General features: G+C 71.6%; 18 protein-coding genes. 13 read left to right on the forward strand and 5 right to left on the reverse strand.

Annotation, left to right across the window (positions count from 1 at the left end):
- The 13 genes from AS97_RS08235 (at position 1) to AS97_RS08295 (ending at position 14,783) form a co-directional block, all read left to right on the forward strand.
- Entirely contained in the window at positions 1-1,257 is a 1,257-nt protein-coding gene (locus tag AS97_RS08235) for a hypothetical protein (protein ID WP_210564626.1), read from the forward strand.
- The gene (locus AS97_RS08240; RefSeq protein WP_086708002.1) at positions 1,254-2,243 is read left to right on the forward strand and encodes a phosphotransferase; all 990 of its coding nucleotides are present in this window, start codon (positions 1,254-1,256) and stop codon (positions 2,241-2,243) included. Before AS97_RS08235 ends, AS97_RS08240 begins: the two co-directional genes overlap by 4 nt.
- Positions 2,236-3,720 (forward strand): NAD(P)/FAD-dependent oxidoreductase, encoded by a 1,485-nt coding sequence (locus AS97_RS08245; RefSeq protein ID WP_125755750.1) that lies wholly within the window; start codon positions 2,236-2,238, stop codon positions 3,718-3,720. The genes AS97_RS08240 and AS97_RS08245 overlap by 8 nt, the downstream gene beginning before the upstream one ends.
- Positions 3,720-6,116, forward strand: coding sequence for a non-ribosomal peptide synthetase (locus AS97_RS08250; protein WP_210564627.1), 2,397 nt, complete (start codon positions 3,720-3,722; stop codon positions 6,114-6,116). Before AS97_RS08245 ends, AS97_RS08250 begins: the two co-directional genes overlap by 1 nt.
- 2 nt (positions 6,117-6,118) lie before the next feature.
- A complete protein-coding gene (locus AS97_RS08255; protein WP_210564628.1) occupies positions 6,119-9,115 on the forward strand; it encodes a type I polyketide synthase in 2,997 nt (998 codons plus the stop codon).
- Positions 9,112-9,954, forward strand: coding sequence for a 3-hydroxyacyl-CoA dehydrogenase family protein (locus tag AS97_RS08260; RefSeq protein WP_210564629.1), 843 nt, complete (start codon positions 9,112-9,114; stop codon positions 9,952-9,954). The genes AS97_RS08255 and AS97_RS08260 overlap by 4 nt, the downstream gene beginning before the upstream one ends.
- A gap of 4 nt (positions 9,955-9,958) precedes the next feature.
- Positions 9,959-10,222: an acyl carrier protein gene (locus AS97_RS08265; protein ID WP_063804846.1), complete on the forward strand. Its 264-nt coding sequence runs from the start codon at positions 9,959-9,961 to the stop codon at positions 10,220-10,222.
- Complete coding sequence (locus AS97_RS08270) at positions 10,219-11,358, forward strand: acyl-CoA dehydrogenase family protein (protein ID WP_210564630.1); 1,140 nt, start codon at positions 10,219-10,221, stop codon at positions 11,356-11,358. The genes AS97_RS08265 and AS97_RS08270 overlap by 4 nt, the downstream gene beginning before the upstream one ends.
- Complete coding sequence (locus AS97_RS08275; RefSeq protein ID WP_059143078.1) at positions 11,355-12,437, forward strand: HAD-IIIC family phosphatase; 1,083 nt, start codon at positions 11,355-11,357, stop codon at positions 12,435-12,437. Before AS97_RS08270 ends, AS97_RS08275 begins: the two co-directional genes overlap by 4 nt.
- Positions 12,434-13,057 (forward strand): class I SAM-dependent methyltransferase, encoded by a 624-nt coding sequence (locus AS97_RS08280; RefSeq protein WP_059143079.1) that lies wholly within the window; start codon positions 12,434-12,436, stop codon positions 13,055-13,057. Before AS97_RS08275 ends, AS97_RS08280 begins: the two co-directional genes overlap by 4 nt.
- A complete protein-coding gene (locus AS97_RS08285; RefSeq protein WP_059143080.1) occupies positions 13,057-13,791 on the forward strand; it encodes an SDR family oxidoreductase in 735 nt (244 codons plus the stop codon). Before AS97_RS08280 ends, AS97_RS08285 begins: the two co-directional genes overlap by 1 nt.
- Positions 13,778-14,386, forward strand: a complete 609-nt coding sequence (locus AS97_RS08290) for a TIGR00730 family Rossman fold protein (protein ID WP_059143081.1) — start codon at positions 13,778-13,780, stop codon at positions 14,384-14,386. Before AS97_RS08285 ends, AS97_RS08290 begins: the two co-directional genes overlap by 14 nt.
- Positions 14,387-14,486: 100 nt before the next feature.
- Positions 14,487-14,783 (forward strand): hypothetical protein, encoded by a 297-nt coding sequence (locus AS97_RS08295; protein ID WP_086708818.1) that lies wholly within the window; start codon positions 14,487-14,489, stop codon positions 14,781-14,783.
- A gap of 156 nt (positions 14,784-14,939) precedes the next feature.
- Here AS97_RS08295 and AS97_RS08300 read toward each other — a convergent pair whose 3' ends face one another.
- The 5 genes from AS97_RS08300 to AS97_RS08320 all read right to left on the reverse strand — a co-directional run bounded on the left by AS97_RS08300 (position 14,940) and on the right by AS97_RS08320 (position 18,647).
- Entirely contained in the window at positions 14,940-15,251 is a 312-nt protein-coding gene (locus tag AS97_RS08300; protein ID WP_059143083.1) for an SCO5918 family protein, read from the reverse strand.
- Between the two features lie 54 nt (positions 15,252-15,305).
- Complete coding sequence (locus AS97_RS08305; protein ID WP_086708819.1) at positions 15,306-15,710, reverse strand: CBS domain-containing protein; 405 nt, start codon at positions 15,708-15,710, stop codon at positions 15,306-15,308.
- A gap of 46 nt (positions 15,711-15,756) precedes the next feature.
- Positions 15,757-17,271, reverse strand: coding sequence for a DEAD/DEAH box helicase (locus AS97_RS08310; protein ID WP_086708820.1), 1,515 nt, complete (start codon positions 17,269-17,271; stop codon positions 15,757-15,759).
- Positions 17,272-17,590: 319 nt separating this feature from the next.
- Positions 17,591-17,794 carry a cold-shock protein gene (locus AS97_RS08315; protein ID WP_059143086.1) on the reverse strand — a complete coding sequence of 68 codons (204 nt, stop codon included), beginning with the start codon at positions 17,792-17,794 and terminating at the stop codon, positions 17,591-17,593.
- Between the two features lie 514 nt (positions 17,795-18,308).
- Complete coding sequence (locus AS97_RS08320) at positions 18,309-18,647, reverse strand: MerR family transcriptional regulator (protein WP_059143087.1); 339 nt, start codon at positions 18,645-18,647, stop codon at positions 18,309-18,311.
- Between the last annotated feature and the right edge of the window lie 395 nt (positions 18,648-19,042).

Genomic DNA, 19,042 nt, shown 5'->3' on the forward strand with positions numbered 1-19,042 from the left:
ATGAGGATCCTCTCCAGCGCCCAGGCCTGCGGCTTCGGACCCATCTCCAAACTGACCGCCATATCGCCGCTGTTCGAGGGCGCCACGATCGACTTCACGGGCCGCGACGTCGCGCTGGACTTCGCGCGGCGCCACGTGCACCGCTTCACCAACATCAGCGAGGGCGACACCCAGCGGTACGAGGACGTGGCGGCCGGCCTGGCCGAGGCCGACTTCGTGGTCAGCGTGATGGACGCGGAGCTGGTGTTCTGGGCGGTGCGTGCCGACGTGCCGGTGCTGTTCTTCGACAGCCTGCTGAGCTTCTGGCTCACCGAGCGCAGCATTGAGGAACTGGCCGCCCGCGCTCAGCTCGTGCGCTGGTCCGACGACGAGACCGCGCGGTTCGTCTTCGACACGCTGACGCCGCACGAGCGCATCCTGCTGGCCCACCTGCTGGCCACCCGGTCCTACGCGCAGAACTTCCCCGGTGTCGCGGCGCGCATCGACTCCCTGACCAGGGCGGGCGCGAGCCACATCGAGCTGTGCGGCCCCATCGTGGACCGAGGCGCGCTGGATGCCGCGTTGTCCGCTCCCGCCCCGGACCGCATTCCCGACCTACTGATCAACTTGGGTGGCTTCCAGAACTTCTTCCTGAATTACGAGTCCCACAACGCCTATCTCGACCTGCTGCGCCGGTGGGTCGCCGAACTCGCCGCGGCGCAGCCCGAGCTGCGCCGCGTCCTGGTGTGCGGTGGTGCGTTCCGCGAATCGGTGACCGAGACCCACGGAGGCGTCGAGATCGAGTACACCATGTTGCCGCACAAGGACTTCCTGCGGCACCTGGCCCACGCCCCGTTGTACGCGGTGCCGCCCAGCCTCACCTCGTTACACGAGGCGGTCATCCTGCGCAAACTCCCGCTGCTGCTGCCCGAACAGCACTACGGGCATGTAACCAACCTGCGGGCCCTGCGCGGTACCGCGATCGGTGACAACGCGGCCAGCCTCATCGACCTCGGCACCCGGTTCAAGGTACCGGAGGACGATCTGGAGGGCACGCGGGCGCTGGACCGGCTCACCCGCGAACTCCTCTCGGACGAGGCGGAGTACCGCTCCTTCGCCGACTACCTGGACAAGCGGCTGGCCGACTACCGGCAGCTGACGAACCAGGAACGCGACGCCGCCGTCGACGAGCTCGGCGGGCTTCTCGGCGGCCCCGCCCTGGCCGACCTGCTCGCCCACGTCAGTGACCGCCTCACTCCCGCCGGGAAGACGTCGTGACCGCCGCCGATCTCGCGGAGCGCACCGTCGACACCGACGAGATCATTCAACTCATGCTGGCCGCGCACCGGGAACGCACCGGGCAGGGCGAGGTGTCACCGGAGCGCGTGACCACCAGCACCTGGACGCCTGCCAGCGCCCGCAAGGTCCGCCGTCGGACGTTCGTCCGTCTCGACATCGACGGAGAGGCCGTGGCGGTGGCCAAGATCCCGCTGTCGCACAGCGACCCAAAGCTCGCCGGCGAGTTCGAGGTCCTGCGCTCCTTCCGGCCTCCGTCGCCCCTGGGCTGTCCGGCTCCGCTCGACGCGCTGGGGGGCGGGTTCACCATGAGCTACCTGCCCGGCGTCGACCTGCCCACCGCCGTCACGGGCGTGGACACCCCTGACGGCCTGTGGCAGGTGCTGCGCCCGGCAGTGGACCGCGTCGTCGAACTGCACCGGTCGCATCCCGCGGTCTCCAGCACGCCCGAGCTCGCGCTGGAGACGGCCGCTACTTACGTCCGCACGCCGGAGTTCGGCGTTCAGCAGGCCGACGAGGCACTGCGCACGGCACTGCTGGCGCCGACCCACGGCGACCTCGGCCCGTGGAACGTCCGCTGCGACCCGCGTGACGGCACCGCCAGGGTGCTGGACTTCGAGGACTACCGCGCCACCGGCATCGCCGCCATGGACGTCGTCAACCTGCTCATCACGACGGCGCTCGCGGTCTTTCCCGACTACCAGGAGCGCGGCTTCGACTGGCTCTACGACCAGGTCTTCGACGGCGAGCACTGGTTCGGCGCCGTCCTGGCCCGCGGTCTCGGCCACTACGCCGCCCACACCGGTCAGCGGCCCGGCCGCGTGCTCGACCTGCTGCCGTTCACCTGCCAGTGGCTGATCGAGCGCATCGAGGCCGAAGGCCGCGACACCAGCCGTCTCTTCTACCGCCCCTTCCGCGAGCGCTACCTCGAACGGCGCCCAACGGTCAACGGGAGGATCCATGTCTGACCCCAACGCCACGCCGGTCCGCAGCGACGCCGTGGTCATCGGCGGCGGCCCCGCCGGACTGTTCGCGGCCCTGACCCTGGTGCGGGCCGGCCGCCGCGTCGCCCTGCTGGAGGCCGGCGGCGACATGCGGGAGAGCCTGTGCTCCCGCCTGGTGGCCCGCATGGACGGGCGGTCCGTGCGGGACGCCGAGAAGTTCCGCCTGCAGTGCCCCCGCTGCACCTGCCTGACGGGGCTGGGCGGCGCCGCCTTCCACTTCGACACCAACCTCGGCTACATCTCCTCGCTCACCCGCTCCAAGATCGAGTCGGCGCCGGACGGCACGGTCCGCTCCTACAGCGGGCTGGAGCGCGCCCTCGGTTCGTTCCACCGCGCCCAGGAGCTGATCTCCACGGCGTACCGCGTCTTCTACGAACTGGGCTTGCCGCCCGCCGAGCCCGTCCACGCCGAACAGGACGACTCCTTCGGTGCGATGTTCCAGCACGTCGACACCGCGTTCTCGCAGAGCGTCACCGTGGACGACTCCCTGGTCGTCATCGCCCGTCTCAAGGCCGAACTGGAGGAGAGAGGCGGCCGCGTCCTGCTGCACCACCGCGCCGAGGACATCGAGCCGCTGGACGGCGGCGGGTTCGAGGTGCGCGCGGCCACTCCTGACGGGCCGGCCGCCTTCCACGCCGATGACGTCGTGGTGGGCGTGGGCAAGCTCGGCCTGCCGTGGGTGCGCGAGCTCATCGGCCGGATCGGCGTGCGCCACCGGCCCAGCCGCCGCGTCGATCTGGGCGTGCGCCTGGAGACGCGGCGGGAGGACCTCGACCGCCTGCTGGACGGCTGCCACAACCCGAAGCTGTCCTTCCTCAACGAGGAGGGCCACTCCGTGCGGACGTTCTGTGTCTGCGGGGGCGGCCGGGTCATGCAGTACGGCTTCCTGGACGCCGTCGCCCTGGACGGGCAGCACTGCCTCAACCAGCCCACCAGCAAGTCCAACATGGGTGTTCTCACCACCGTCGACCTGCCGGAGGGGACCGACGGCACCGAGCACGCCGCCGCGTTCGCGGCCAGGGTCGCGGCCTACGGCCGAGGTCTTCCGGTCGTGTCCACCGTGGACGAGTTGGCGCAGCGCCCTGCCGTGGAGGGGCCGCTGACCACCAGCCTGATCAACTACCACCACGGCGACCTGCGCGAGTGCCTGCCCCCGTCGCTGGTCCGCGACGTGCTGGCCATGGTCGAGCGGCTCAACGCCCTGCACCCGGGACTCGTGCCCGGCACGGCCACCGTCGCCGCCCCCGTTGTCGAGCGGATCTTCCCCGACATCGAGCTCTCCGACGACCTGGAGTCCTCCATCCCCGGGCTGTACTTCGTCGGCGACAGCTCCTCGAAGATCATCGGCATCACCTACGGCGCCGCGACCGGTATGGCGGCGGCTCGCTCCGTGCTGCGCCGCAGGGCCGGCCTGGCGACCGTGACGGGCGGGGATCGGTGATGATCACTCTCCCGCAGCGCATTCCCGATCACGGCGAGCCGCGGCCCCGGCACGCCACGGCACGGTTGAGCAGCCCGGCGGCAGCTTCGCTGCGGGGGCCCGGCGGGGTGGTCCGGCTGGCCGCCCTGAGCCGTCTGCTGCTGCACCGCTACGGCGCCGGCTGGGATGTCGTCTCAGTCGCCGACGACGGCCGCACGGTCGTGTGCCACGACAGCGATGCGGACCAGGAGACCGCCCCGCTGGGCGAACTCGCCCGCGCCATCCGGCCGCGGCCCGCCGCGCCGCCTGCCGAGGGCGAGCTGTACACGGCCGTGCTCCCGGCCCCCGCCGAGATGCCACCGGCCGTACTCGGCCGGCCCGTCTGGACGCTTTCCGCCGACGGTGACGTACTGGACCTGGCGCACGACGCCGCCGTATTCGACGACGGCAGTGCGGATCGGGTCGCGGAACACCTGGCGCTGCTCGCCCACGAAGTGGCCGAGCACCCGGACCGGGCCGCCGGCGACGCCGAGTTGCTGCTGCCGGCGGAGCGCACGCTCCTGCTGGAAACCTGGAACGCCCCGCACACCCCGCACGCCGACGTCACCTTGCACCGCCTCTTCCGCGAGCAGAGCGCCCGCACGCCGGATGCCGTCGCCCTGCGGTACGGCGACACCGAACTGACCTACGGCCGGCTGGACGCGGCCTCCGACCGGTTCGCGCACGCCCTGCTCCCGTACCTCGGGGCACCCGGCGACCTCGTGGTGCTGACCGGTGAGCGGGACCTCGTCCTGTTCACCGCCATCCTGGGCATCTGGAAGGCGGGCGGCGCGTTCGTCTACCTCGACCCGGCACTGCCCGCACCGCGGGCCGCGGACATCCTCGGCCTCACCGATCCGGTGGCCCAGCTCACCACCGCCAGTGGCCACACCGCCGTCGGCGGGCAGGCCCGGAAGGTCGAGGCCCTGCTCGCCCTCGACCAGCCGTCCGGTCCCCCGCCGGACACCGCACAGCCCGACACCACGGCCTACGTCCTCTTCACCTCGGGCAGCAGCGGCACCCCCAAGGCCGTGCTGCGCCCGCACCGGATGCACACCTCCCGCATCCGACTCGAACAGGACCTCTACGGCCCCGGCCCGGCGGACCGGCACCTGCTCAAGTCGCCCATCAGTTTCCGGGAGTTCGTCTGGCCGCTGGCCGGCGGTGGCACCGCGGTGCTGGCCGAGCCCGGCCGCGACCGGGACGACCGGTACCTCGCCCGGCTCATCCACGACGAGGGCATCACCACCGTCAGCTTCGTGCCGTCAATGCTGCGGCTCCTGCTGACCCAGCCCGCGTTCCGCACGGCGCCCGCGTTGCGGCACGTGTTCGTCGGGGGCGAGGCGCTGAGCCAGGACCTGGAGGGCGAACTGCGCTCGCTGGGCTTCGCGGTGCACAACACCTACACCCTCAGCGAGGCCGACTACGTCTGCCACCGCACCGCGGCCCCGGCCACCCCCGCGACCGGCGGCCCCGGCACCAACGTCGGCGTCCCACTCGACATGCGCGTGTACCTGTGCGACTCAGCGGGCCGGCTGGTGCCGCCCGGCATCCCCGGCGAGATCCATACCGGAGGCCCCGGGCTGTCCGACGGCTACCTCGGGCGGCCCGACCTGACCGCCGAGCGGTTCCTGCCCAACCGGCACGATCCCGGTCGCCCGCCGGTCGTGTTCCGGACCGGGGACCTGGCCCGGTACCTGCCCAGCGGCGAGCTGGAGTACCTGGGCCGGGCCGACGACCAGGTCAAGGTGCGCGGGCAGCGGGTGGAGCCGGCGGAGGTCGAGACCGTGCTGCGGGGGCACCCGGGCGTGGCCGACGCCGCCGTCGTCAGCGCGCCGGATCCCGACCAGGGGGCCGCCCTGGTCGCCTACGTCGTGCCCGCGGGCGAGGAGGTCCCTGTCCAGCGGCTGCGGGAGTACCTGGCCGGGCGGTTGCCGGACTTCATGGTGCCGGCGCGGCTGGCTTCGGTGCCCGCCCTGCCCCTGCTGGGCAGCGGCAAAGTCGACCGCAAGGCACTGCGGGTCGTGCCCCGTGGCCGTCCGGAACTCGACGTGCCCTACGCCGAACCGGCCACTGCCGGGCAGCGCGGGGCCGCCGAACTCGTGGCCCGCGTCCTGGGGCTGGACCAGGTCGGCCTCGACGACGACTTCTTCGCCCTCGGCGGCGACTCGCTGCGTCTGATGCTGCTGCGCGGCGCGCTGGAGACCGCGGCGGGCAGGCAGTTCGCGCTGGCCGAGGTGTTCGCCGCCGGCACCCCGCGTGGCTACGCCCGTCTGCTGGACGCCCAGGAGCCCGCCCGCCCACCCGCCCGGCGGCCGTCCGACCGCCGCCGGCGCGTCCACTCTCGGACCGCCACCCACGTCGAAGGAGGTGATTGAAGGTGAACGCGCTCGACCACGAGGACGCCGTCGCGGTCGTCGGCCTGTCCGTGCGGCTGCCCGGCTGTGACAGCGTGGCGCGGTACTGGTCCATCCTCGAAGCCGGCGTAGACAGCATCACCCGGCGGGAGGCCGCCACGGCTGCCACGTTCGTGCCTGCCTACGGATCGGTGCCGAGCCCCGGTCACTTCGACCGCGACCGCTTCGGGATCGCCTCGTCCGAGGCACTGCTGACCGATCCGCAGCAGCGGCTGCTGCTGGAGGCCGTCGACGAGGCCCTGACCACGGCCAACGTCGACCGGGCCGGGACGATGGCGGTCAGCGTCTACGCCGGGGTCGGCCACAGCGACTACGAGCGGTGGGTCGGCAGTGCGCTGGCCGGCCGCCCCGGCGTCGACGCCCAGTCCCTGGAGGTGACCAACCGCGGCGACTACGCCGCCACCCGGGTCGCCTACCGGCTCGGCCTCCAGGGCGCCGCCGTCACCGTGCAGTCGGCCTGCTCCACCGCGCTGACCGCCGTCCACCTGGCCGTGCAGGACCTGCTCGGCCACGGCAGCGACCTGGCCGTGGCCGCCGTGTCCTCGGTCCGCGTCCCCGCTCCCGGCGGCTACGACGCCCCGCTCGGCGGCATCGGCTCCCCGGACGGGGTGTGCCGCCCCTTCGACGCGGCGGCGGGCGGGTCCGTACCCGGCGACGGCGTCGGCGCCGTCGTCTTCAAGCGGCTGGCCGACGCGGTGAGCGACGGCGACGAGATCTGGGCCGTGGTGCGGGGCAGTGCCATGAACAACGACGGCTGGGGCAAGTCGGGTTTCGCCGGGGTCGACGCCGCCGCCCAGGCCGAGGTGATCCGGGCCGCACTGGACGTGGCCGGGCTCGGGCCCGGGGACATCGACTACGTGGAGGCGCACGGCAGCGGAACCCGGATCGGGGACTCCACCGAGTGGTCGGCGCTGGCCGAGGTGTTCGCCGAGGCCGGCCACCCGGTCCACGTCGGGGCGGTCAAGGGCGGTCTCGGGCATCTGCGGGAAGCGGCGGGCCTGGCCGGCTTCGCCAAGGCGGTGCTCTCGCTGCGCCACCGGCGTCTGGCCGCCACCCCGCACTTCGAGCGGCTGCCCGCCGACCTGGCCGCCCGGTCCGGCCCGCTGCGGCCACTGGGCGAGGCCCTGGACTGGCCCGCGGTGCCCGGCCGGCCCCGGCGGGCCGGGGTGAGTGCCTTCGGCCTGGGCGGCACGAACTGCCACGTGGTACTGGAGGAAGCGCCCGCCGCACCGGTGACGCCGCCTTCGCGGGATCCCGAGTTGCTGCTGCTGTCCAGCCACCACCCGGACGCCCTGGACGTCGACCTGGCCGCTCTGCGCGACCACGTGGGCGAGAACCCTTCGCGGATCGCTGACGCGGCGTGGACGACCCAGACCGCACGCCACCGCTATCCGCATCGTGCCTACGCCGTGGTGCGCTCCCCGGACGAGGTGGCCGCGGCGTTCGGCGGCGACCGGCTGCGGATCCAGCGCGGCCACGCCACAGCCGACGCCCCCGAGGTCGTGTTCGTGCTGCCGGGCCTCGGCAGTCACTACCCGGGCATGGGCGCCGAACTGGCCCGTACGGACCCGCTGTTCGCCCGCCACCTCCAGGCCGTCGTGGCCGTGGCGGACACGCTGACCGACGGTGCCGTGGGCCGGTCGTTCGCCACCGAGCCGGCCGGGCCGGACCGCCAGGGCGACCGCGTGGACCTGCGCGCCCTGCTGCGGCGCGGCGGCTCGGCGCCCGCGCCCCGGGTACTGCGCGAGGTGCACCTGTCACTGTTCTGCATGGAACACGCCATGGCCCGCACGCTCATGGACCTCGGGATCCGCCCGGCCGCGCTGCTGGGCCACAGCCTTGGCGAATGGGTGGCGGCCGTACTAGCCGGGGTCGTCGGGCCAAAGGACGCGATGGCCGCCGTCGCCCGCCGGGCCGACCTGGTCGAGACCGCCGGGCCGGGCGCCATGCTCAGCGTGCTCGCCGCCGCGGAGGAGGTGGAGCGCTACGCCGAGGAGGACACCTGGATCGCGGCCGAGAACGGGCCGGGCCACTGCGTGTTCTCCGGCCGGCCGGAAGCCGTGTCGACGCTGGCCGCCCGGCTGCGTGCCGCGGGGTTCACCACGTTGCCCGTGGACACCAGGCATCCCTTCCACACACCGCAGTTGGCGGGCGCCGCCGCCCTGCTCGGCGAGGATCTGCGCCACGTGGACCTGGCGCCGGCCCGCATCCCCATCGCTTCGAGCGTGCTCGGCGCGTGGCTGGACGGGGAGGTACCCGAACCCGGCTACTGGCGTGACCACATGGTCAGCCGGGTGCGGTTCCGCACGGCGGCCGGGCTGGTCCTGTCCCGGCACCGGGTCCTGGTCGAGGTGGGACCGGGCACCGCCCGTCCCTGGATCGCCCAGGCCGACCCGGACGCCGTGTGCGTGCGCACCGTGCGGCAGTCCTACGAGAACGCCGGCGACCGGCAGATCCTGCTGGAGGCACTGGGAGCACTGTGGGCCCACGGGGTCGAGGCCGACTGGCCACGCCTGCGCCGTGATCCGGCGCGCCGGGCCAACCTGCCCCCGCGCGCCCTGCTGCGCCGCCGGTACCTGCCCGACACCGAGCCGCCCGCCGGTCCCTGGCCGGCGCCTGCCACGGCGCGGCAGGCCGGGCCGGCACCCGAGACCCCCGCGCCGGCGCCGCCGGAAGAGGCACCCGGATCCACCGTCGGGCAGTTCCTGGCCCACCGCTTCCGGGTCCTGCTCGGACTGCGCCAAGTCCATCCCGACGACCACTTCTTCCACCTCGGTGGCGATTCCCTGATGGGCGTGCACCTGATCGCGGGCCTCAAGGAACTCACCGGACAGGCCGTGCCCTCCTCCGTCGTCTTCGCCTCCGCGACCCTCGGCGGCATGACGCGCGAGATCCAGGACTGGCTCGCCGCCACCGAGCACGAACCGGAACCCCTCGACCACGGGAGCCCAGTGTCATGAGCGCACCCACGCTCGGAGTGATCGGAGCCGGTGTCATCGGCTCCAGCGTCGCCCACGCCGCCGCGGCGGCAGGCTACGCCGTCACCCTCGTCGACACCGATACCTCCGCACTGGACGCGGCCCGCGCGGCCGTCCGGCGGCACGAGCGGCTGGCCGCGCTGCTGGGCGGCCGGGGACCGCGGCCGCTGGACATCCGCTTCAGCACCGGCCTGGCCAACGTGGCCGGCGCCGGATTCGTGGTGGAGAACACCACCGAATCGGAATCGGGCAAGCGCGAGCTGTACCCGTTGCTGGACAAGGCGCTGGCGCCCGGCGTGACCATCGCCGCCAACACCTCCGCCATCCCCATCGCCCGGCTGGCGGAGTGCCTTGCCGACCCCGGCCGCGTGGTCGGCGTGCACTTCATGAACCCGGTCGACCGCATCGACATGGTCGAGGTCGTCCGCTCCCCGTCCACTTCGGACACCGCGCTGGCCGCGGCCCGGGATCTGCTGGGCCGCATGGGCAAGCGCTCCGTCGTGGTCAACGACGCCCCCGGCTTCGTCATCAACCGCGTGCTGATGCCGGTGGTCAACCTCGCGGCCGCCGTCGTCGCGGACGGTGTCGCCACCCCGAACCAGGTCGACGAGCTGTTCAAGGGCTGCCTCGGCCACACCTCCGGGCCGCTGCGCACCGCCGACCTGATCGGCCTCGACACGGTCGTGCGCACGCTCGAGGTCCTGCACGAGCACTACGGGACCACCGAGTTCGCCACCCACCCGCACCTGCGCCGGATGGTCGACGAGGGCCGGACCGGGGCCAAGAGCGGCCGCGGTTTCTACTCCTACGACGGGAGCTGACACGATGACTGCTCAGAGCACGCCCACGCATGAGGAAATCGCCGCCGTGGTGCGGGAATTCATCGCCCGGCTCAGCGGCCACCCGGACATCGAGGACGACTGGCCGCTGATCTCCGGGGGCGTCCTGGACTCGATCGCCGCGGTCCAGATGGTCGACTTCGTCGAGCGCACCTTCCACGTCGAGGTGGCCGACGAGGACCTGGAACTGCTCAACTTCGACTCCGTGCGGGGACTGGCCGCCCTGGTCACCCGCCGGGTGGCGGCGTGAGCACCACTGTGCCGGTAGCGGTCCTCGACGTGCTGCGGGGCGAGCAGTTCGCCGACCTGGCCACGACCTGGGAACGGGCGGGCGCCGTCCCGCGCGAGGACGTCGAGTTCCTGGCCGGGCACGGACTGCTCGGCATGACCGTCGGCACCGCGCACCACGGCAGCGATCTCCCGCTGGTGGACGTGACCGAGGTGCACCGGCTGGTGGCCGCCGCCTCGCCCAGCCTGCACAGCCTGCTGGTGGTCCACGCCATGGTCTGTCACGCCCTGCGCCGCTGGGCGGTGCGGGAGACCCGCGACGCGTTCCTGCCCGAGCTGGCCACCGGCCGGGTGCTCGCCGCCTTCGCCCTCACCGAGACCACCGGCGGAGCCGACGCCGGGGCACTGACCACCAGGATCGACCGGGAGGGCGACACCCTGCGCGTCACCGGGGTGAAGCGCTGGCTGTCCTTCGGCCAGATCGCCGACGCCTACCTCGTCTTCGGCCTCACCGAGGGCCTGGACAGTTGCGCGCTGGTCGACGCGGGCGGTGCGGTGCGGGTCGAGCCCGAACCCCGCACCGCGGGCCTGCGGGCCGCGCGGCTGGCCCGCGTCGCCTTCGACGGGGCGACCGCCCCCGCCGCCCGTGTGGTGGGGCGACCGGGCACCGGCATCCCGTTCGTCGCGACGTCGTGCCTGACCCTGGGCCGGCTCTGCGTCGCGGCGGGTGCGGCGGGCATCGCTCAGGCCGCGCTCGACCTGGCCGTCGGCCATGCCACCACCCGCTCCACGGGGGACCGCGTGCTCGGGGACCACCAGCTGGTGCGCGGGCTGCTCGCCGACGCCGCCCTCGCCACCGAGTCCGCGACCCACTACGTGCGGTCGGCGGCACAGGAGGTCGAGAACCGCACGCCGACGGCGGCGGTGACCGCCGCCCGCGCCAAGCTGCTGGCCTCCCGGGCGGCCAGCAGCGTGACCGCCGCTGCCTCGCGTCTGCTGGGCGCCGAGGGCCAGACCGAGAACCATCCGCTGGCCCGGCTGGCCGCCGCGGCCCGGGTGCACGAGGTGATCGAGGGACCCACCGAGGTGCTCCAGGACGTCGTGGCCACCGCGCTGCTGCGCGACCAGGGCGCCGCGGGGAAAGGAAAGCAGCGATGACCCCGGCCACGGCCGAGAACACCGTCAAGTGCGTGGTCTGGGACCTGGACGACACCCTATGGGACGGCACGCTCCTGGAGGGCGACGAACTCCACGTTCCCGACGCCAACCGCACCCTCGTGCGCGTCCTGGACGAGCACGGCATCCTCCAGTCCGTCGCCAGCCGCAACGAGCCCGGTCCCGCCGAGGACCGGCTCCGCGACTTCGGGCTCGACACGTACTTCCTGCATCCGCAGCTCGGCTGGTCGGCCAAGTCCGCTTCGCTGCGCACGCTGCTGGACCTGCTCAACATCAGCGCCGACAGCGTGCTGTTCGTCGACGACTCGGAGTTCGAACGTGCCGAGGTGGCCAGGGAACTGCCCGAAGTCCGCTGCGTGACGCGGGAGAAGCTGCACGAACTGGTCGCCGGCGGCCGGGTCCTGCCGCGGCAGGTGACCGCCGACGCCGCCCGCCGCCGGGAGATGTACCAGGCCGAGGACCGCCGCCGCGGGCACGAGGAGACGTTCCAGGGCCCGGCCGAGGAGTTCCTGTCCTCGCTGGGCATGACGTTGCGGGTGCGCAACGCGACCGAGGGCGATCTGGACCGCGCGGCGGAGCTGACCCGGCGCACCCACCAGCTCAACACCACCGGCATCACCTTCGACCGGGACGAGCTGGCCGAGCTGGTGCGGGACCCCGGCCACCGGGTGATCGTCGCCGAACTCGACGACCGCTTCGGCACCTACGGCACCATCGGGCTGGCGGTGCTGTCCACCGGTCCCGAGTGGACGATCCGGCTGCTGCTGATGTCCTGCCGGGTCATGGGCCGCAACGTCGGCACCGCGCTCATCGCGGCGCTGGCCCGCACCGCCGCCGCGCACGGTGCCCGCACCGTCGCCCACTTCCGGCCCACCGACCGGAACCGGCAGATGCTCGTCACCTACCGATTCGCCGGATTCGCCGTCGTGTCCCGTTCCGAGGACCGCGTCGTCCTCACCATGCCGGAGGACCGGATCCCGGCCGTACCCGGTTACGTCCGCCTCGTCACCGACGACACCGCCACCGTGCTGAGCCGCCCGACCCAGGAGGTCACCCGATGACTGCCTTCACACAGAGCTGGACCGACACGTTTTCCTCCGTCTATGCCAACGAGTCGCTGGCCAAGCTCTCCTGGTTCAACGCCTCCCCCGGCCTGGAGCTGATCAAGCGGGTGATCGACGGCACGCTGGCCCCCGGTCAGCGCCTGATCGATCTGGGCAGCGGCCCCGGCGTCGACGCCGTCTTCCTGTCCGTGCAGGGCCTGGACGTCACCGGCGTCGACCTGTCCGCGGACGCCGTCGCCCGGGCCACCCGCTGGGCCGAACTGGCGGGCGCCGACGCCGAGTTCATCGAGGGCGACGTGCTCGACGTCCCGCTGCCGGACTCCTCGGCCGATGTCGTCACCGACTCCTTCGTGTTCCACAACATGCGTGACGACGCCAGGTCGCGCTACGCCGACGAGGTGCACCGCCTGCTCAAGCCCGGCGGCCTGTTCCTGCTGAACTCCTTCTCCGACAAGATGGTGGCCGGTACCGGCCCGCGCCGGATCACCAGCGAGGAGATCCTCACCACCTTCAGCGCCGACCGGTTCGAGTGCGTGGCGCTGTACGTGTACCGCAACGTGCCCACCCGCTCCAAGCCGGACCAGCTGCACTGGTTCGGCGAGTTCCGGGCGCGCTGATGCGGGTCGTGGTCACCGGCGGCGGCCGGGGCATCGGGCGCGCCGTCGCCCTCGGCTTCGCGGCCCGCGGTGCGCGGGTCGCGGTGCTGGCCCGCACCGGGTCCCAGGTGGAGTCGGTGGCAGGCGAGATCGCGGAACTCGGCGCCGAGAGCGTGGCCGTGGACGTGGACGTCGCGGACGAGGCGGCGCTGGGCGAGGCGGCCGAGCGGGTGGTCCAGAGGTTCGGCGGCGTGGACGTCCTCGTCAACGCCGCAGGCGTCTTCCATCTCGGGCCCACTGCCGGGTTTCCAGCGGAATCCGCGCGGACCCTGCTGGAAACCAATGTCATGGGCACGTTCCTGGCCTGCAAGATCTTCGGCAGGCACCTGCTCGAGCAAGGCCATGGCAAGGTCGTCAACTTCTGCTCGCTGTTGTCCTACACCGCTTTCCCGGAACGGGCGCTGTACGCCGCGAGCAAGGGCGGCGTACTCCAGCTGACCCGCAGCCTGGGGGTGGAGTGGGCGGCGCGCAACGTCAACGTCAACGCGGTCGCCCCCGGCATGATCCGCATCGAGACCCCGCATCCGGCCGCGCTCGACGAGGACGCCATCGTCGGGCGCATCCCCTCCGGCCGACGCGGTCGGCCGGACGACATCGTCGGACCCGTCCTGTTCCTGGCCTCCTCTGCGGCCGACTACATAAACGGCCAGACCCTGGTCGTCGACGGAGGCTGGCTCAGTTATGGATACCTCTGAAAGCTCCCTGGCGCTCGGAGTCTTCTGTGGCTTCTCCACGGGACCGTCGGACCGGTACGTCCAGGCCGCCGCCGAGCTCGGCGCCGGCTTGGCCGCCCGCGGCCACCAGCTGGTCTACGGGGCGGGCGGGGCCGGCCTGATGGGCGCGGTGGCGCGCGGTGCCGCCGAGGGCGGTGCGCCGATCCTCGGGGTCATCCCGGAGTTCTTGCGCGCCAAGGAGATGAACGACCACCTGCCGCCACAGCAGATCGTACTCACGGAGGACCTCCTGGAACGCAAGCGCGTCATGATCGACCGCGCGGACGCCTTCGTCGCGCTTCCGGGCGGCTACGGCACGCTCGACGAGGTGCTCGAAGTGGTGTCCATGGCCGCACTCGGGCAGGACGTCGGTCCCCTCGTGCTCCTGGACGTGGACGACGACTGGCTGCCCTTGCTCAACTACGTCGAGCGGCTGCGGAGACGGGGTTTCGTGCGCGACGCCGGCATCCTGCGCGTGGCCCGGACACCGGAGCAGGCGCTCGACATGGTGGCACCGACCTCGGCCGGTGCGCTTGCCCTGGCGGGCGATCCGCAGGGCACGCAGGCGGCTTCATGATCTCCGCGGTGTCCCGGGCACGACTGGCCGATTACCGGGCTTTCCTGACCGGCTGGGGTGCCACCACGTTCGGCAGCGGGCTGGTGGGAACTGCCGCGGCGTGTCTGTCGCAGGCGAAGCCGTCGGCAAGATGATGTACCCGCTCGTCCGCGAGCCGACTGCCGCCGGTGCCCCTTACCGGGTGCCGGTGGCGGTGACGTACCGGGTGCTCGGACTGGCCCGCCGGCCCTACTACCGGTGGCTGGACCGCCCGGTCACCGACGCCGAGAGGCTGGACGCCTGGAGCCGACGATGGGCAAGGGAAACGGACACCGCGACCCGGTATGACACGACCGCCGCGGCCTATGAAGCAGCGGTCTCCCTGGCCTCGCGCCTGCTTTGGGCAAGATCCGTTTGATGACGGGCCCTGGACGGCATCGCACGTCTTGTACACACATCGACGAGGGTGACACCTCCTCGCCGAGAAACCCTCGGTACGCGGTGCGAGTCCGACCGGCGCATCCCGGTCGGACCCTCACCGCAGTTTCGGTGGCAGCTCGCGCCTGCCCGTCGGTCAGACGGCCGCAGGGGCGCCGAGCATCGCGGATGCCTGCTGCAACGGGTTGAGGACGCGAGCGGGCGGGGCGGCCTGGGGAAGGCCGCGGCAGGTGAAGCCGAGCTGGGTCATGGCCCGGAGGACTTCGCCGGCGCTGAAATCGCGGCGGTCCTGGCGCGTGATGACCTGGCCGACCTGCTTGACGGGGTAGGTGCGCCGGCCGATGATCACGGACTCGCCGGTGACCTGCTCGGGCTTGACGCCCTTCATGGCTTCCAGGACGCCGCTTTTGGTGAGGTCGAACGGGAAGCGGGCGATGACACAGCGCATGATGCCTCACAGGAAGAAGAGTGAAGGGGGATGGTTCTGCCGCGGTGAGGTGGTTCAGCGGGCAGGGGCGAGGACACCTGGAGCGCTGCCTTGTTTGTCGACGACAGGCAGGGCAGCGTGCCGGCTGTAGCGCATCGCGTGCTCGGCTTCGGTCATCGTGGTCACGGGCGAGGTGAACAGCCCGTGGTCGCCGAGGATGTCGCGCAGTTGGACCCGGTCCGTGTACGCGGAGCTGTCGCGGACTGCGGCGAGCTGGGCCCGGGTGACCAGTCCGGTACGCAGGCCGTCGTCGTCGCAGACGAGCAGGTGCCCGGTGCGGGCGCTTGCCATGACGGACAGGGCGACCTCGATGGTCATGTCGTCGCAGACCTGCGGCCCGGCTGTGTCCACGGCGTCGGCCTCGTTCCTGGGCACGGGGGTGGCATTCGCCGAGCGGAGCTGCATCTGAACCAGCGTCAAAACGTGCCTCCTGCAGAGATAGGTCAGTTTTCTGATCACGAAGGCTCTAGGCTGCCTTCGCGTCGAAGGAGGACTGCCGCGCGGTCACGCGCCGGGAAGCCGAAGCGGGGCTGCGCCGGCCGCGTGCGGCCGTGCTGCGCTTACGTCGCTCGGTCACCGGCGCGGTGATCGTCACGGGGACGCCGGAGGGGGTCTGGGCACCGGTGATCTGGCTGAGTGCCTCTTCGCCGGAGCGGATCTGGGTGGTCTGGGGCACGATGCCGGCGGCCGTCATGAGGCGGGTCATGTCGCGGCGCTGGTTGGGGGTGACCAGGGTGACGACACTGCCGGTCTCACCGGCTCGCGCGGTACGACCTCCGCGGTGGAGGTATTCCTTGTGGTCGGTCGGCGGGTCGACGTTGACGACGAGGTCAAGGTTGTCGACGTGGATGCCGCGCGCCGCGACGTTCGTCGCCACGAGCACGGTGACGTGCCCGGTCTTGAACTGGGCCAGGGTCCGGGTGCGCTGCGGCTGCGACTTCCCGCCATGCAGGGCGGCGGCCCGGACACCGCTGTTCAGCAGGTCCCGCGTCAGCCGGTCGACGGCGTGCTTGGTGTCCAGGAACATGATCACCCGGCCTTCGCGGGCCGCGATCTCCGTCGTCGTCCGCAGCTTGTCGGCGCCGTGGATGTGCAGCACGTGGTGCTCCATCGTGGTGACCGCACCTGCGGACGGGTCGACGGAGTGGACGACCGGGTCGGTGAGGTAGCGGCGGACCAGGAGGTCGACGTTGCGGTCGAGGGTGGCGGAGAACAGCATCCGCTGGCCCTCGGGGCGGACCTGGTCCAGGAGCGCGGTGACCTGGTGCATGAAGCCCATGTCGGCCATCTGATCGGCCTCGTCCAGGACGGTGATCGCGACCTGGTTCAGCCGGCAGTCACCCCGGCCGATAAGATCCTTGAGGCGGCCCGGCGTAGCGACGACGACCTCGGCGCCACCGCGCAGCGCACTGGCCTGACGGCCGATCGACATTCCGCCGACGACGGTGGCCAGACGCAGCTTCACCGAGCGGGCGTAGGGGGTGAGCGCGTCAGTCACCTGCTGGGCCAGCTCACGCGTCGGCACGAGGATCAGGGCCAGCGGCTGGCGGGGTTCGGCGCGCTGTCCGGCGGTGCGGGCCAGCAGGGCCAGGCCGAAGGCGAGGGTCTTGCCGGAGCCGGTGCGCCCGCGACCGAGGACGTCGCGGCCCGCGAGGCTGTTGGGCAGGGTCGCGCCCTGGATCGGGAACGGGACGCTCACGTCTTGTGCGGTGAGCGCGGCCAGCAACTGCTCGGGCATGTCGAGATCGGCGAACGCCTCGACGGCGGGCAGTACGGGAGTGATCGTTTTCGGCAGGGCGAACTCGCCCTGGGGCTCTGCGGGCCGCCGGCCGTGGCCGCCCGAGCGGCGCTGCCCCCCTGAACGGCCCGGGACGGGCGAGCCGACACGGCTACCCCGGCCCGCACCGGCACCGGAGCGGAAAGCGGGGCCGTCGGTGCGGCGGGGGCGGGAGGAGCGGCCGTTCGTACGTGAGGGGTTCATTCAGAACCTTCCTTGATACGGCGCGTATCAAGGAATTCCCGCAGCGGAAGAGCAGCGCGGGCAATCACAAGAACGGGCCGAATAGAATGCGAAAGCCAATCTGGCTTGCAGTGAATCTGGTGCGGGCGCAGCCATGAAATGGGTGACGCCAGGTGGACGTGAAATCCAGGATGCCGACGGGTGTAGCTCCGAAGAGGACCGCTCCCCGGTGAGGGGGTCACGGACGGCGCCATCCCACAGGTGAAACCTCGGAGAATGCCCGTAGCCGAGGCCCGCGCCCCGAGGGATGCGGGCCCCAGTTACAAAGTGCGCGTCAGCATCAGAGAGGAACGATGTTCTCGGCCGTCGGGCCCTTCTGACCCTGCGCGACGTCGAAGGTGACCTTCTGGCCTTCGAGCAGCTCACGGAAGCCCTGTGCGGCGATGTTCGAGAAGTGGGCGAACACGTCAGCGCCGCCACCGTCCTGCTCGATGAAGCCGAAACCCTTGGCCGCGTTGAACCACTTCACGGTGCCTGACGCCATGTCATATCTCCTTTGGGGCAGTACGCCGGACCCGCAATGCACGGATACCGGGTCGCCGCGATGATGCCCCACCCGGAAAATGACCGGAAATACAAAATGCTTCCAACGGCAAAAATGCCGATGGAGGTGCTTCAAGTTTGGGAATCAAGACTGCAACTGAGATCGACACTAGCATGCCGTAGCAGTCTGTGCACGTTAAATGATTCCACTCTGTTCATTGCGGTAAGAAAATTCTCCGCACGGCACGTTAAACCTTCACGTCGCGGCCATAGATATTGATCCGCCCGGAGCACAACGTTTCAGGAAGTTCGGGTGACCCGTTAGGCAGCAGGGCGTGCCCGGGGGCAGCCGTACGCTCCGAGCGCGGGCGGGAAGGTCAGGCGGGGTTGTTCCCGTAGCCAGTCTTATGCCTTCCAGTCGATGAACGCCTCCCACGACGTACGGAAGGGGGGACGACCCATGCGCCACGCCCCGCGTATGCGGGGCCGCCGGTACCCGGCGGGCCCGCATCACCTCAGACCGCGGGCGGTGAATTCACAGATTCGGCGGCACGGCGGTATTCGGCGTTGATGCGCTGGGCTTCTTCGAGCTGGTCTTCGAGGATGACGATGCGGCAGGCGGCCTCGATGGGGGTGCCCTGGTCGACGAGTTCACGCGCGCGGGCCGCGATGCGCAGTTGGTAGCGGGAGTAGCGGCGGTGGCCGCCCTCGGATCGGAGCGGGGTGATGAGGCGCGCTTCGCCGATGGCGCGCAGGAAGCCGGGGGTGGTGCCGAGCATCTCGGCGGCCCGGCCCATGGTGTACGCGGGATAGTCGTCGTCATCGAGACGGCCGAACGAGTCGTCTGCTGTCATTGCACCTCTCTGTGGAACACGCTGGAGGGGCCCTGGTGCCAATGGCACCAGGGCCCCGAAGGAACTGCTACACCATCTGCCGGCCCTGGTACTGCGCCGGCGTCATGTTTCCGCTGACCCGACCGAGATGCTGTCGGGGTTGCGGGGATCGCGGTTGCTTGACCGGAGACCACCTCACTATCGATGTCCTGCGGTACCCGGGCTCAGACTTCCGCCCGGGCGATCCTGATGGCGCGTGGCTCCTCCGTTCTTCCCTCTGGGACCAACCGCTTGCCAAGCGGGGGACTGCGTACTTGCTGGTGATGCGAACTCTCTCCGTGGCCTGTGACAGCGCCACTCTTCGGCAGCCAGCCCCATCGCCCGTCCTGCGTTTGCTCTGGCTTGGAACCCCACTG

Source organism: Streptomyces sp. AgN23, from assembly GCF_001598115.1.
GTDB classification, from domain to species: domain Bacteria; phylum Actinomycetota; class Actinomycetes; order Streptomycetales; family Streptomycetaceae; genus Streptomyces; species Streptomyces antimycoticus.

Coding starts and splice junctions, on each gene's coding strand:
- AS97_RS08235 (WP_210564626.1), top strand. CDS start 1: ATGAGGATCCTCTCCAGCGCCCAGGCCTGCGGCTTCGGACCCATCTCC.
- AS97_RS08245 (WP_125755750.1), top strand. CDS start 2,236: ATGTCTGACCCCAACGCCACGCCGGTCCGCAGCGACGCCGTGGTCATC.
- AS97_RS08250 (WP_210564627.1), top strand. CDS start 3,720: ATGATCACTCTCCCGCAGCGCATTCCCGATCACGGCGAGCCGCGGCCC.
- AS97_RS08260 (WP_210564629.1), top strand. CDS start 9,112: ATGAGCGCACCCACGCTCGGAGTGATCGGAGCCGGTGTCATCGGCTCC.
- AS97_RS08265 (WP_063804846.1), top strand. CDS start 9,959: ATGACTGCTCAGAGCACGCCCACGCATGAGGAAATCGCCGCCGTGGTG.
- AS97_RS08275 (WP_059143078.1), top strand. CDS start 11,355: ATGACCCCGGCCACGGCCGAGAACACCGTCAAGTGCGTGGTCTGGGAC.
- AS97_RS08280 (WP_059143079.1), top strand. CDS start 12,434: ATGACTGCCTTCACACAGAGCTGGACCGACACGTTTTCCTCCGTCTAT.
- AS97_RS08285 (WP_059143080.1), top strand. CDS start 13,057: ATGCGGGTCGTGGTCACCGGCGGCGGCCGGGGCATCGGGCGCGCCGTC.
- AS97_RS08290 (WP_059143081.1), top strand. CDS start 13,778: ATGGATACCTCTGAAAGCTCCCTGGCGCTCGGAGTCTTCTGTGGCTTC.
- AS97_RS08300 (WP_059143083.1), bottom strand. CDS start 15,251: ATGCGCTGTGTCATCGCCCGCTTCCCGTTCGACCTCACCAAAAGCGGC.
- AS97_RS08310 (WP_086708820.1), bottom strand. CDS start 17,271: ATGAACCCCTCACGTACGAACGGCCGCTCCTCCCGCCCCCGCCGCACC.
- AS97_RS08315 (WP_059143086.1), bottom strand. CDS start 17,794: ATGGCGTCAGGCACCGTGAAGTGGTTCAACGCGGCCAAGGGTTTCGGC.
- AS97_RS08320 (WP_059143087.1), bottom strand. CDS start 18,647: ATGACAGCAGACGACTCGTTCGGCCGTCTCGATGACGACGACTATCCC.